The organism is Xenorhabdus ishibashii, assembly GCF_002632755.1.
In the GTDB taxonomy this organism is placed as follows: Bacteria; Pseudomonadota; Gammaproteobacteria; order Enterobacterales; family Enterobacteriaceae; genus Xenorhabdus; species Xenorhabdus ishibashii.
In genome coordinates this window covers 2525525-2538725 of record NZ_NJAK01000001.1, presented here as the reverse complement: position 1 = coordinate 2538725, position 13201 = coordinate 2525525, and the positions used below count along the sequence as shown (strand labels likewise).

At 43.2% G+C, this 13201-nt stretch carries 15 protein-coding genes and 1 pseudogene; 11 read left to right on the top strand and 5 right to left on the bottom strand.

Annotation, left to right across the window (positions count from 1 at the left end):
• Positions 1–126 precede the first annotated feature (126 nt).
• The 11 genes from rpoE (at position 127) to acpS (ending at position 9579) form a co-directional block, all read left to right on the top strand.
• On the top strand, positions 127–702 hold the full coding sequence (gene rpoE, locus Xish_RS12065; protein WP_099118075.1) for an RNA polymerase sigma factor RpoE: 576 nt from the start codon (positions 127–129) through the stop codon (positions 700–702).
• Between the two features lie 45 nt (positions 703–747).
• Complete coding sequence (rseA, locus tag Xish_RS12060; protein ID WP_099118074.1) at positions 748–1395, top strand: anti-sigma-E factor RseA; 648 nt, start codon at positions 748–750, stop codon at positions 1393–1395.
• Positions 1395–2357, top strand: coding sequence for a sigma-E factor regulatory protein RseB (gene rseB / locus Xish_RS12055; RefSeq protein ID WP_099118073.1), 963 nt, complete (start codon positions 1395–1397; stop codon positions 2355–2357). The genes rseA and rseB overlap by 1 nt, the downstream gene beginning before the upstream one ends.
• A complete protein-coding gene (rseC, locus tag Xish_RS12050) occupies positions 2357–2821 on the top strand; it encodes a SoxR-reducing system protein RseC (protein WP_099118072.1) in 465 nt (154 codons plus the stop codon). Before rseB ends, rseC begins: the two co-directional genes overlap by 1 nt.
• 229 nt (positions 2822–3050) lie before the next feature.
• The gene (gene lepA, locus Xish_RS12045; RefSeq protein ID WP_099118071.1) at positions 3051–4847 is read left to right on the top strand and encodes a translation elongation factor 4; all 1797 of its coding nucleotides are present in this window, start codon (positions 3051–3053) and stop codon (positions 4845–4847) included.
• 22 nt (positions 4848–4869) lie between these two features.
• Complete coding sequence (gene lepB / locus Xish_RS12040) at positions 4870–5841, top strand: signal peptidase I (protein WP_099118070.1); 972 nt, start codon at positions 4870–4872, stop codon at positions 5839–5841.
• Between the two features lie 228 nt (positions 5842–6069).
• Entirely contained in the window at positions 6070–6750 is a 681-nt protein-coding gene (gene rnc, locus Xish_RS12035) for a ribonuclease III (RefSeq protein ID WP_099118069.1), read from the top strand.
• Positions 6747–7652 carry a GTPase Era gene (gene era, locus Xish_RS12030; protein WP_099118068.1) on the top strand — a complete coding sequence of 302 codons (906 nt, stop codon included), beginning with the start codon at positions 6747–6749 and terminating at the stop codon, positions 7650–7652. Before rnc ends, era begins: the two co-directional genes overlap by 4 nt.
• Positions 7653–7661: 9 nt before the next feature.
• On the top strand, positions 7662–8399 hold the full coding sequence (recO, locus tag Xish_RS12025; protein ID WP_099118067.1) for a DNA repair protein RecO: 738 nt from the start codon (positions 7662–7664) through the stop codon (positions 8397–8399).
• 68 nt (positions 8400–8467) lie between these two features.
• Positions 8468–9199, top strand: coding sequence for a pyridoxine 5'-phosphate synthase (gene pdxJ, locus Xish_RS12020; RefSeq protein WP_099118066.1), 732 nt, complete (start codon positions 8468–8470; stop codon positions 9197–9199).
• On the top strand, positions 9199–9579 hold the full coding sequence (gene acpS / locus Xish_RS12015; protein ID WP_099118065.1) for a holo-ACP synthase: 381 nt from the start codon (positions 9199–9201) through the stop codon (positions 9577–9579). The genes pdxJ and acpS overlap by 1 nt, the downstream gene beginning before the upstream one ends.
• Positions 9580–9581: 2 nt before the next feature.
• Here acpS and Xish_RS12010 read toward each other — a convergent pair whose 3' ends face one another.
• The 5 genes and pseudogenes from Xish_RS12010 to Xish_RS11990 form a co-directional block, all read right to left on the bottom strand.
• Positions 9582–9842, bottom strand: coding sequence for a YfhL family 4Fe-4S dicluster ferredoxin (locus Xish_RS12010; RefSeq protein ID WP_099118064.1), 261 nt, complete (start codon positions 9840–9842; stop codon positions 9582–9584).
• 15 nt (positions 9843–9857) lie between these two features.
• A pseudogene (locus Xish_RS12005) lies at positions 9858–9986 on the bottom strand (IS1 family transposase); the annotation flags it as partial.
• Between the two features lie 171 nt (positions 9987–10157).
• Positions 10158–11429: an MFS transporter gene (locus tag Xish_RS12000; protein WP_099118063.1), complete on the bottom strand. Its 1272-nt coding sequence runs from the start codon at positions 11427–11429 to the stop codon at positions 10158–10160.
• 291 nt (positions 11430–11720) lie between these two features.
• Positions 11721–12296 (bottom strand): flavoprotein, encoded by a 576-nt coding sequence (locus tag Xish_RS11995; protein WP_099118062.1) that lies wholly within the window; start codon positions 12294–12296, stop codon positions 11721–11723.
• Positions 12297–12330: 34 nt separating this feature from the next.
• A complete protein-coding gene (locus Xish_RS11990; protein ID WP_099118061.1) occupies positions 12331–13173 on the bottom strand; it encodes a metallophosphoesterase family protein in 843 nt (280 codons plus the stop codon).
• Positions 13174–13201 lie beyond the last annotated feature (28 nt).

The window sequence follows — 13201 nt, the reverse complement described above, 5'->3', positions numbered from 1 at the left end:
TACAACTAAAGTTGAACTTCACAGTGAACTAATACTCAAAGTCATGCTTGTTCGGGAAATCAGAACATCATATTGGTTTAATTTAAGTATAAATGTGGAGTTTTACCTCAGGAGAGTGAACCTCGGATGAGCGAGCAGTTAACGGATCAAATGCTGATTGAACGCATTCAGAAAGGCGATCAAAAAGCATTTAATTTGCTGGTGATCAGATACCAGCACAAAGTAGCGAGCCTGATTGCTCGTTACGTACCTCAAGGCGACGTTCCTGATGTTGCTCAGGAGGTTTTCATTAAGACTTATCGGGCACTGTCTTCTTTCCGAGGTGATAGTGCATTTTATACATGGCTGTACCGTATTGCCGTTAATACTGCGAAAAATTATTTAGTTGCTCAGGGACGTCGTCCGCCATCCAATGATCTGGATGCCAATGATGCAGAAAATTATGATACGTCAAGTTCATTAAAAGAAATTTCGAACCCTGAGAATTTAATGTTGTCTGAAGAATTAAAGGAAGTGGTTTTCCGCACTATTGAATCACTTCCAGAAGATTTACGAATAGCGATTACATTGAGGGAGTTGGATGGATTGAGCTATGAAGAGATAGCCGACATCATGGAATGTCCTGTAGGCACTGTGCGTTCACGAATTTTTCGGGCAAGGGAAGCAATTGATAATAAAGTTCAACCACTAATCCAACAATAAATAGTGGAAACAGTGGGACAAAACAATATTGAAGGGTACTTTGGCATGCAAAGAGAAAAACTTTCCGCATTAATGGATGGAGAAGCTCTTGATAGTGAAGTAGTTCATTTGATCTCTGAAGATGCGGTCATGCAGAAACAGTGGGAACGCTATCACCTTGTACGTGATGTGCTGCGTGGTGATGTGGGTGATGTATTGCATTTAGATATTGCGAATCAAGTTGCGTTGGCGCTTGAAAAAGAACCCATTCATATTAATCCAGCGGCTGTTCTGGAGTCTCAGCCAAAACCTGAAACATGGGCTAGTATGCCATTCTGGCATAAAATGCGCACATGGAAGAGTCAAATTGCACAAATTGGTGTTGCAGCTTGTGTATCGCTGAGTGTGATTATCGGTGTCCAGCAGTATAATAGCGATAGCAGTGTTGAAACAGATAACCAATTTGAGGCGCCAGCCTTTAACACATTGCCGGTGATGGGTACAGCCTCAACGGTTGGCTTAGCAACTCCAGCCGAAGAAGAAACTTTCGGCGGTGATCTGAGTATGCAAGTGCGGGAAAGCAATAAACGAATTGATGCGATGTTGCAACAATACGAACTCGCTCGGCGCATTCACTCTGGAAAAAATTATGGTGTTACTCAGGCCAATCAGATTCATGAAGGGCGAACGCCACAACAGTCACAACAGCAGTGATGAAACGTACTTGGGTTGTCGTTTTTTTATTGGCGAGTAGCCTGATAAATCCTTTAAAGGCCTCAGCGCAACAAAGTCACGCTGAGGCTTTGTTACAGGATATGAGTAAGGCAGTTAAAACGCTGAATTATGAGCTTGGCTTCATCATTTTAGAGCAGCAATTTCTCGTTCCCCTGCGTTACCGTCATGCCATTATTAATGGACAGGCTATTGCCCAAATCATACAAATGGATGGCTCACGCAGAGAAATTATTCAGCGCGGTGACCAAATAAGCTATTACGAACCTGGATTAGACTCATTTAGTATCCGTGGCTCTCATATTGTCGATTATCTTCCACCGATCATCTTTGCCGATTTTACCCACTTGCAAAAATTTTATCGTTTTATTGATGCAGGCAGCACGAACATTGGCGATCACCCTGTGAATTTTATTCGCATCATATCGAAAGATAAATCCCGCTATAACTATAACCTTCTGATTGATGAGAAAAATCATCTTCCTCTGTTAATAGACTTATTGGATAAAGATAATAAAACAGTCATTGAGCAATTCCGTGTCGTGTCATTAACTGTGAATGACTATATTAAAACGGAACTGAATGTCATTACTGATCTGAAATTACCTCCTATGTTACTCATTCCTTCTGCTGATAATAAGTTGAAATTTAATTGGCTGGCTAGAAAAATGCCTGACGGTTTTAAAGAAATTTCACGTAACAGCCGGAAGCTATCAGAGACAGAATGGTTAGAATCCATCATGTATAGTGATGGATTATTTAGTTTTTCTGTAAATGTCGTGAATTCAGATAAAAAAGTTGCTGATGAACAACCATTTCGACAAGGCAGAAGAACGGTTTATACTTTGGCCAGAGGCAAAAACAGTATAACAGTCATTGGTGAGCTTCCTTTCGCAACAGCCGAACGAATTGCAGCCAGCGTGACGTTTACGGGAGAAAACTGATGGTTAAAGAATGGGCAACGGTTGTCCGTTGGCACAAAGGTCGGGCACTATTACGTTATGGCTCATCTTCAGGCTGCGGTAGCTGTCAGGCCAAAACAGCTTGTGGTTCTTATTTACTGGAAAAGATAGGGCCTGAAAGCATCCACCAGTTGGAACTGGAAATTTCTCAACCACTCCAGTCGGGACAAAAGGTTGAAGTAGGTATTCCTGAAAGCAGCCTGCTACGTTCAGCTATGCTAGTTTATTTGACGCCATTGCTGGGATTATTTTTGGGGGCAGCACTTTTCCAATTTTGGACGATTGACCAATTATGGATCTGTTTAGGAGGAATGGGTGGTGGAATTGCTGGTTTCTTCATTGCTCGCAAAATTGCTGCGTATTGGGATAATTTGCAAGCATACCAACCTGTTGTGTTACAAATTGGTTTACCTCCTGATTCGATTAAGGTTCTACAGCAAGAATAATCTGTTTTACCATACGAGTTTCAACTTTAATTTATCATTACTGAAAACGATTGAGTCATACTGAAAACGGCAGGCATGGCTAAATTTTCACGGGTTTGGTTTTCACGGGCTTGGCATGTAGAATACAGCTCCTCAGGCCAGTGGCCGAACCAATAAACTGTCGCTTTATGTCCATCAATGTGTCCATAGGCGAATGATTCAGAAATATTAAGGCAAAAAAGATTTAATAATGAAGCAAATAAGAAATTTCTCCATTATCGCCCACATTGACCATGGTAAGTCCACGCTATCTGACCGGATTATTCAAATCTGCGGTGGTCTGTCTGATCGCGAAATGGCAGCACAAGTACTGGATTCAATGGATCTTGAGCGCGAACGTGGGATCACAATCAAAGCACAAAGTGTAACCCTTGATTACAAGGCAAATGACGGACAAGTCTACCAATTAAACTTTATCGATACGCCAGGGCATGTTGACTTCTCTTACGAAGTTTCCCGTTCACTGGCTGCTTGTGAAGGTGCCTTGCTGGTTGTTGATGCAGGCCAGGGGGTTGAAGCCCAAACATTGGCTAACTGCTATACCGCCATTGAAATGGATCTGGAAGTCGTTCCAGTTCTGAATAAAATTGACCTCCCTGCGGCTGAACCAGAACGTGTTGCTGAAGAAATCGAAGATATTGTGGGTATTGATGCAACAAATGCGGTTCGTTGTTCTGCAAAAACGGGAGTGGGTGTACAGGATGTCATTGAACGTCTGGTGAAAGAGATACCGCCACCAGAAGGCGCTCCTGATGCTCCATTGCAGGCTCTGATTATTGACTCATGGTTTGATAATTACCTTGGTGTTGTTTCACTTGTCCGCATTAAAAATGGTACATTGCGTAAGGGTGACAAAATTAAGGTAATGAGTACCGGACAGGTATACAATGCTGACCGTCTGGGTATCTTCACTCCGAAACGCATTGATCGTGATGTGTTGAATTGTGGCGAAGTAGGTTGGTTGGTCTGTGCCATCAAAGATATTCTGGGGGCGCCAGTTGGGGATACACTGACAACAGCCCGTCAGCCTGCGGAAAAAGCATTGCCTGGTTTTAAGAAGGTTAAACCGCAAGTTTATGCCGGCCTGTTCCCAGTAAGTTCTGATGACTATGAAGCATTCCGTGATGCGTTGGGTAAACTGAGCTTAAACGACGCTTCATTGTTCTATGAGCCAGAAAGTTCAACTGCGTTGGGCTTCGGTTTCCGTTGTGGCTTCCTCGGCTTGCTGCATATGGAAATCATTCAGGAACGTTTGGAACGTGAATATGATCTTGATTTGATCACAACGGCTCCAACAGTTGTTTATGAAGTTGAGACAACCAGTGGTGATATTATCTATGTTGATAGCCCATCCAAGTTGCCGCCATTAAACAACATTAATGAACTGCGCGAGCCGATTGCAGAGTGTCACATGTTGTTACCGAAAGAGTACCTTGGTAACGTTATTACACTTTGTGTAGAAAAACGTGGTGTACAAACAAATATGGTTTATCACGGTAACCAAGTTGCGCTGACTTATGAAATTCCAATGGCTGAAGTTGTTCTGGATTTCTTTGATCGCTTGAAATCAACATCTCGTGGTTACGCTTCACTGGATTATAATTTTATCCGCTTCCAGGATTCAGACATGGTTCGTGTGGATGTCTTGATTAACGCTGAGCGTGTTGATGCTCTGGCGTTGATTACTCACCGTGACAACTCGCAATACCGCGGGCGTGAGCTGGTGGAAAAAATGAAAGAGCTGATCCCACGTCAGCAATTTGATATTGCCATTCAGGCTGCCATTGGTACTCACATTATTGCGCGTTCTACCGTTAAGCAATTACGTAAAAACGTCTTGGCGAAATGTTATGGTGGTGATGTCAGCCGTAAGAAAAAGCTATTGCAGAAACAGAAAGAAGGTAAAAAACGCATGAAGCAGGTCGGAAATGTTGAACTGCCGCAGGAAGCCTTCTTAGCGATTTTGCATGTTGGCAAAGATAATTAACACAAGGTCGTAAGGAGTTTAAATGGCTAACACTTTTGCCTTGGTATTAACGTTAGCAACGTTAATTACCGGTATTCTTTGGTGCATAGAGCGATTTAAGTTTGCACCCGCACGTAAGAAAAAACTTGCCCACATTCAGGAACAGGCGACAGGTGCAGAAGCTCAGGAAACTTTGGCTAAAGAACTTAACAAGCCTTCATGGTTTGAGACAATTGCCTCTGTCTTTCCAGTGTTAGCCATTGTGTTGGTGCTGCGCTCTTTTGTTTATGAACCTTTCCAGATCCCTTCTGGTTCAATGATGCCGACATTGCTGATCGGGGATTTCATTCTGGTTGAAAAATTTGCTTATGGTTTAAAAGATCCGATTACGCAAACAACCTTAATTAAGACTGGTGAGCCTAAGCGTGGGGATGTTGCTGTTTTCAAATATCCGAAGAACCCAAGCATAGATTTTGTAAAACGAATTATTGGCTTGCCTGGGGATAAAATTGTTTACGATTACGTCAATAAAGAGCTTCAGGTTTACCCTGGCTGTGGCTGGAATACGGAATGTAAGGGGGATTTACCTGTTACTTACCGGAATGTGTTCCCAAGTGAATGGACAATAAAAGAAGATGTGACACCAGAAGGCTTTCGTATAAGTGGTGTTTATCAAGTTCCTGTTGATGAACCAATAGGGCCGTACACTCTTCGTCAGGACGAAAGAGTCGAAATTTTAGGTGATGTGTCACACCATATTTTGACTATCCCTGTAATACGACGCTTCCCAGGTTTCTCTCAAGAAGGTTTGCCTGCGGGTACTTGGGTCGTTCCTAAGGGGCAATATTTTGCTATGGGTGATAACCGTGACAACAGTGATGATAGTCGTTCATGGGGATTTGTACCGGAGAAAAATCTGGTAGGCCGCGCAACTGCCATTTGGATAAGCTTTGAAAAGCAGGAAGGTGAATGGCCTACTGGCGTGCGTTTCAGCCGAATTGGTGGAATTCACTAATATTTATATATTAGCGCAGCATTAATTTATCTCTCAGTGTAGAATATTCTTTCAAACGAGATGACTGGCTCCTGAAGGTGGTGAATGCTTTGGGAGCTAGTGCAAACGCAACAGTTTTGTAAGGCATACAACAAGGTAACTTGCTGATTGTATTATTACAAATTGTATTGCCTCACAGGTCTGTTGCGTGTGCTTTTATTTGATGAATTCTAACTGAATTGGTAGCACATGAACCCCATAATAGCGAACCGGTTACAATATAAGCTAGGATATAGCTTTAAACAGCACGATTTGTTGCTTCAAGCGTTGACTCACCGCAGTGCCAGCAGTAAGCATAATGAACGTTTGGAATTTCTTGGTGACTCAATCCTGAGTTTTGTCATTGCTAATGCCCTTTACCATCGTTTTCCCCGTGTTGATGAAGGGGACATGAGCCGCATGCGAGCAACATTGGTGCGTGGTAATACTTTGGCAGAACTGGCCAGAGAATTTGAGTTAGGCGAATGCCTGCGTTTAGGGCCTGGTGAGTTAAAGAGTGGAGGACATCGTCGCGAATCCATTTTAGCGGATAGCATTGAAGCCTTAATCGGCGCTATTTTTCTTGATAGCGATATTCAGACAGTCGAAAAGATTATCCTGAATTGGTATGAAACCCGTTTGAATGAAATTAGCCCAGGCGATAAGCAAAAAGATCCTAAAACACGTTTACAAGAATATTTGCAAGGGCGTCATTTGCCGTTGCCTGCATATCTGGTTGTTCAAGTTCGTGGGGAAGCACACGATCAGGAATTTACAATTCACTGTCAGGTCAGTGGATTTGAACAACCTGTCAGAGGAGTCGGTTCCAGTCGCCGCAAGGCAGAGCAGGCGGCTGCGGAACAAGCATTAAAACAACTGGAGCTTGAATGAGCGAAGAAAAAAACTATTGCGGATTCGTTGCAATAGTCGGTCGGCCCAATGTTGGTAAGTCAACATTATTGAATCAGTTATTAGGTCAAAAAGTATCTATTACTTCCCGTAAACCTCAAACGACGCGGCATCGCATCATGGGTATCCATACGGAAGGGGCTTACCAAACCATCTATGTTGATACACCAGGTCTTCATATTGAAGAAAAACGTGCGATCAACCGTTTAATGAACCGTGCAGCGAGCAGTTCTATTGGTGATGTCGAACTGGTTATTTTTGTTGTGGAAGGTACGCACTGGACACCTGATGATGAAATGGTAGTGAATAAATTACGTCATTTGCGTTGTCCTGTATTACTGGCTATTAATAAAGTGGACAATGTGACGGATAAAACCATTCTTCTGCCACATATCGGTTTTCTTAGCCAACAGATGAATTTTATCGATGTTGTGCCGATTAGCGCCGAAAAAAGCATGAATGTTGATACTATTGCTAAAATAGTGCGTGATCATATACCACAGGCAGAACATCACTTCCCGGAAGATTACATTACAGATCGTTCACAGCGTTTTATGGCGTCAGAAATCATCCGTGAAAAACTGATGCGTTTTTTAGGTGATGAACTCCCCTATTCTGTGACAGTGGAGATTGAACAATTTGTTACTAATGAACGTGGAGGTTATACAATCCACGGTTTAATTCTGGTAGAACGTGATGGCCAGAAGAAAATGGTAATTGGTAATAAAGGCAGCAAAATCAAGAAAATTGGCATAGAAGCTCGTCAAGATATGGAAAAGCTGTTCGATATGAAAATCCACCTGGAATTGTGGGTAAAAGTGAAATCCGGTTGGGCTGATGATGAACGGGCGCTGCGTAGCCTCGGTTACGTTGACGACTTATAAGGCTGATTTGTGGACGGCTGGCAGAGAGCCTTTGTGCTTCATGGGCGCCCTTATAGTGAAACCAGTTTATTGCTGGATTTTTTTACTGAAAATGAAGGGCGGGTACGTGTCTTAGCAAAAGGGGCACGCAGCCGTCGCTCCAGTCTAAAAGGTTGCTTGCAACCTTTCACCCCGCTGCTTATTCGTTGGAGCGGACGGGGTGAAATCAAGACATTAAGAGATGCAGAGCCTATCTCACTGGCTCTCCCCTTAACGGGAAGTGTGCTTTACAGCGGTTTGTATGTGAATGAGCTCTTGTCCAGAGTTCTTGAGCAAGGAACGGCATATCCCGCGCTTTTTTTTGCTTACCTCCAGTGTTTACAAGCTCTTGCAGCAAGTGAATACACACCAGAATGTGCATTACGTCGTTTTGAATTAGCGCTACTAACCAATATAGGATACGGTGTAGATTATCTTCACTGTGCAGGAAGTGGTGAATCTGTATCAGATACCATGAGTTACCGTTATCGTGCAGAAAAAGGGTTTATCGCCAGTTTAGTTATGGATCATTACAGTTTTACAGGTTATGAACTCAAGGCGTTGGCAAGTGGCGAATTTCCCGATCAGGCGACCTTGAAAGCGGCGAAGCGTTTTACCCGCATTGCTTTGAAACCTTATCTGGGGGGAAAGCCGTTAAAAAGTCGTGAGCTGTTTCGCCAATTTATACGTAAAAAAACTGATAATCCCAACAAGAAAAATGAAAACTAAAGTAAGCCACTTTTTCGTGATGAAGAGTGTAGACTTTATTGAATATTATGTTATTGCAGGAGCTAAAAATGGCTGAGGTATTGTTAGGTATCAACATTGATCACATTGCAACCTTACGTAATGCCCGTGGGACACAATATCCCGATCCCGTTCAGGCTGCATTTGTTGCAGAGCAAGCGGGTGCAGATGGTATAACGGTTCACCTGCGTGAAGATCGCCGCCATATTACTGACAGAGATGTTCAATTATTAAAAGAAACTATCCAAACTCGTATGAACCTTGAAATGGCGGTAACAGATGAAATGGTGGGGATTGCTTGCCAAATCAAACCTGTTTTCTGTTGCTTAGTACCTGAAAAGCGTCAGGAGGTCACAACCGAAGGTGGATTGGATGTGTTTGGGCAAAAAGAGCATATTGCTGCGGCGGTTAAGACTTTATCAGAAGCAGGGATTTTGGTGTCTTTATTCATTGATGCAGATCACCAACAAATTGATGCTGCTGTCGAAGTTGGGGCACCATTTATTGAGATTCACACTGGTGCGTATGCAGATGCAGAGGGTGAGATACAGCAGGAAAAAGAATTTCAGCGTATCAAAGAAGCCGCAACCTATGCAGCCGCTAAAGGGCTTAAAGTCAATGCAGGCCACGGCTTGACCTACCACAATGTGCAGCGTATTGCAGCCTTACCTGAAATTTATGAATTGAATATAGGGCATGCCATTATTGGCCGTGCTGTATTTAGTGGCTTACCTGCGGCTGTTGCGGATATGAAAACTTTATTGCGGGAAGCACGCCGTTAATGGCCATTCTTGGATTAGGCACAGATATTGTTGAAATATCTCGCATTGAAGAAATTGTCGGGCGTTCAGGTGAGCGTCTGGCAAGGCGTATTCTGAGTGATGGGGAATGGCAGCAATATCAAAAACATAACCAGCCTATCCGCTTCCTTGCAAAACGGTTTGCTGTCAAGGAAGCGGCAGCTAAAGCATTTGGAACCGGCATCCGTAACGGACTGGCTTTTAACCAATTTGAAGTGATTAATGATCCTCTGGGAAAACCCACTTTAAAACTTCATGGCGAGGCAGAAGTGCTGGCTGACAAACTGAAAGTAAAATCTATACATGTCACACTGGCAGATGAACGACGTTATGCCTGTGCGACGGTGATATTGGAAAATTAAATTCAGATCTTATCAGCATGATGTAAGAGCACAAACTTATCCCATAACTGCTCTTCGGTTTCCTGATGGTTAGGGTCAAGGATAATAGTGTTCGTAATCGGGCAAACAGTTTGGCAAGTTGGCTTTTCGTAATGCCCGATACACTCGGTACAGCGTTCAGGCTCAATTTCGTAGATCTCTGCACCCATTGTGATGGCCTGATTAGGGCATTCGGGTTCACACATATCACAATTAATGCAGCGTTTGGTAATTAGTAGTGCCATTTCAACTTCTTTCCGTTATTTTCTGTCAATAAAAGTCCCGATAACTTTGTCATGCATCTCAGGGGATTTTGAATAGCCGAGTGTTTTACGGTTCAATCGTTTAATTCTGTTGCGAAGTGTAAGATTTTCACGCTCGATACGTTGTCCCGCATCGCCTTTACCGTGCTTTTTGACGAATTCTGTTTGTTGACAAAATCGACATTTTACTTCAATCATCGCCATTTAATTTCTCCGAAAAAAAGGGAGTTATATACCACCATCAACGGATTGAATGCGTGACCGTATATACTGTTACCGTCATTCCCATCTGCTTTTTCATATCGATTTTTTCCGCAAGTAAAACCCTAAGAAAAGGCCAACAACCGATAAGGTCATCATGTAGTAGGCCGGTGCCAGTGAGGTGTAGGTCAGTAGCAAAGTGACGAATATCGGCGTCAGTCCACCAAAAATGGCATAAGCCAAATTATATGAAAATGAAATGCCACTGAACCTGACTTCTGGCGGATAGCTTTTTACCATGACAAAAGGAGTTGCGCCAATCACACCCACAGCCAGGCCTGCGAGGGAATAAGCTCTAAATAGTTTAAGCGGTTCATGGCTGATATTGTGGTAGAAAAACCAGGTTGTGGCAGCTAATAGAATGCAACCGATAATCAGCACGATACCTGCACCCCATTTATCGCATAAATATCCTACAGAAACACAGCCAATCGCCAATGAGATGATCGCCAGACTGTTTGCTTTTAACGTTAGTGATTGTTCCAGATTAAAGACTGTCTGCATATAGGTTGGTGTCATCAAGATAACAACGACAATTCCTGCGGAAAGCAGCCATGTCAGCAGCATGGAAATAGAGATGGCGCGTTTGTGATTAAAGACGATAGTTTTTAGTGGTAACTCTTCTGACAATGCTTTGCGTTCCTGCATTTCCTTGAAGACAGGGGTTTCATGCAGCCAACGGCGTAAGTACATGGCGCATAAACCGAAAATGCCTCCTAAGAAAAATGGCAGGCGCCATGCCCAATCCAAGACTTCTTGCCTGGAATAAATTGCAGTAATAATAGTTGCGACGAGAGAACCAAATAAAATCCCCAAGCTCAACCCTGCCGTTAAAACACCACAGGCAAGTCCAATGCGTTTATGGGGAACATGCTCTGCTACAAAAACCCAGGCTCCGGGCACTTCTCCACCAATCGCCGCTCCCTGCATAACCCGCATCAGTAACAGCAGGATAGGGGCAGCAATACCTATAGCATCATAGGTGGGCAACATACCGATGGCCAGTGTTGGTACGGCCATCATCAATATGCTGAGTGAAAACATTTTCTTTCGCCCAATGAGATCGCCAAAATGAGCCATGACTATCCCACCTAAAGGTCGAACCAGATAACCCGCAGCAAAAATACCAAATGTTTGTAGTTGTCTGAGCCATTCAGGTATATCCGCAGGGAAAAAGAGTTCCCCAAGCGCAACAGCAAAAAAGACAAAAATAATAAAGTCGTAAAATTCCAGAGCGCCACCTAAAGCCGCTAAGGACAGCGTTTTATAATCTTGTTTATTTAATGGGCGATTGTGATGTTGTGACATAAGTTACCGATTTATAGTTATAAAATGGGATTTAAGGTGATTATTTTCAATGTCTTTGCCAGATACAAAAATAGATGAAAATAAAACGGATGCTATATTAAAAGATATTTATTCTGCAATTTTTAAAGAGAGCCTATTGTAGTGATATGTAGTTTAGAGGCAAACAGAAGAGGAATTTATGTCTCTATATCAGGGGAGAATTTGAAGAGTACCCATCCAGTCCACATGTTGGATAGCTTTTTGTCAATTAAGGGGCGGAGTACTCTTCCACAACTGTATTAATCTCAGAATTTATTTTGGCAGATGTTGTTTCAGTAGCGAAATAACGGTTTCAATATCCGGTAATGAAGGATGCCCAACCATTCGTTGTAGTGAAACATCAAAATTTTCGTGCCATACGGGTTCAATAACGTGGTAGCCATCATCACGTAATTGGGTGATATTGCGACGTGTTGCTTTTTTTTCCCACATCACGTGTCCCATGACTGGAAAAAACAGCACAGGAAATGTGGAGGCCAGAACCACAGTTGTTAATCGATTGGTTGCACCACCACAAGCAGCAGTTGCAAGCGTGTTAGCCGTTGCAGGTAAAATGGCCATAATGTCATGATCCGCGACAATGCGTGAAGGTTTGTCTGTTGGCCAATCGTGTGGCATCTCTCCGCTAATGATCCGATCGGCATAGAGAGCTACGGTTGAGGCGGGTAAAAAGGTGGTGGCATTGTTTGTCATCAATACTGTTAATGTACAGTTGAACGCCGCCTTAATTGCTGAAAGATATTTGGGGAGGAGGGTGATATCTACTGAACCGGTTGCCCCAATTAAGATCCGAGGTTTTATCTGTGGAATTATTTCATCATTTTTCATCGGTAAATTAGCCTTTTATTATAAAAATAGATGGTTAGCTATACGCGTTAGCGTTCTCCAGCAACCCGTCTAGTTGTACTAAGTAAGAGCTTCTGCCACGCTCTTGCCATTCCCGCGGATATCCCAAAGAGACTTCCAAATGAGCAACATCCTGAATATATTCGAGATTAGGAATGTGTAAGTGTCCATATACCACCATCCGCACCCCTGTTTTTGATGCCCATTGGTGTGTTTTTTCACTGCCACACCAAATGGAAAATTCGCTGTTGCGTAAGGATTCGAGCGGCTTACGGATGATAGGAAAGTGGCTTATCAGTACGATATCTTCGCCATCTGGAATGGTGTTTAAGCGTTTTTCGGTATATTGGATACGTTCCCGACACCAATCGGTAATAGTTCTGTGGGGATAAGTTTTCAGGAAGAACTCGTCAGAGCTGATGACACCACAACGACGAGCGCGCTCTATGGCCTGTTCCGCTGTATAGTCGCAGGTATTTCTAAATGAATAATCGTATAAGGTAAAAACAGGGGCAATGGTAACCGTTGTACCATTCCCCATGTGGTAATGCCGAAACTCATCTTCGGGGGTGAGTACGTTATGCTGCCGGCAGATATTGACCAGATGTTCATAACGCAGTACGCCAGGCAACTTTAATTGATCTTTTGGTGTACACCAGAGTTCATGATTTCCTGGCGTCCAGACGACCTGAGCAAATCGTTGGGAAAGCATACTGATGACCCATATAAAATCTGACTCCTGCTCTGCAATGTCGCCAGCCAGTAGCAGCCAATCGTCAGGTGTCGATGGCCTGAATGATTCGACTATTGCTCTATTTGCTGCATGAGATACATGCAAGTCACTGACGGCCAACAGCATAAGCTCACCTCTCTAAAACTTTACCTAT

Coding starts and splice junctions, on each gene's coding strand:
- rpoE (WP_099118075.1), top strand. CDS start 127: ATGAGCGAGCAGTTAACGGATCAAATGCTGATTGAACGCATTCAGAAA.
- rseA (WP_099118074.1), top strand. CDS start 748: ATGCAAAGAGAAAAACTTTCCGCATTAATGGATGGAGAAGCTCTTGAT.
- rseB (WP_099118073.1), top strand. CDS start 1,395: ATGAAACGTACTTGGGTTGTCGTTTTTTTATTGGCGAGTAGCCTGATA.
- rseC (WP_099118072.1), top strand. CDS start 2,357: ATGGTTAAAGAATGGGCAACGGTTGTCCGTTGGCACAAAGGTCGGGCA.
- lepA (WP_099118071.1), top strand. CDS start 3,051: ATGAAGCAAATAAGAAATTTCTCCATTATCGCCCACATTGACCATGGT.
- lepB (WP_099118070.1), top strand. CDS start 4,870: ATGGCTAACACTTTTGCCTTGGTATTAACGTTAGCAACGTTAATTACC.
- rnc (WP_099118069.1), top strand. CDS start 6,070: ATGAACCCCATAATAGCGAACCGGTTACAATATAAGCTAGGATATAGC.
- era (WP_099118068.1), top strand. CDS start 6,747: ATGAGCGAAGAAAAAAACTATTGCGGATTCGTTGCAATAGTCGGTCGG.
- pdxJ (WP_099118066.1), top strand. CDS start 8,468: ATGGCTGAGGTATTGTTAGGTATCAACATTGATCACATTGCAACCTTA.
- acpS (WP_099118065.1), top strand. CDS start 9,199: ATGGCCATTCTTGGATTAGGCACAGATATTGTTGAAATATCTCGCATT.
- Xish_RS12010 (WP_099118064.1), bottom strand. CDS start 9,842: ATGGCACTACTAATTACCAAACGCTGCATTAATTGTGATATGTGTGAA.
- Xish_RS12000 (WP_099118063.1), bottom strand. CDS start 11,429: ATGTCACAACATCACAATCGCCCATTAAATAAACAAGATTATAAAACG.
- Xish_RS11995 (WP_099118062.1), bottom strand. CDS start 12,296: ATGAAAAATGATGAAATAATTCCACAGATAAAACCTCGGATCTTAATT.
- Xish_RS11990 (WP_099118061.1), bottom strand. CDS start 13,173: ATGCTGTTGGCCGTCAGTGACTTGCATGTATCTCATGCAGCAAATAGA.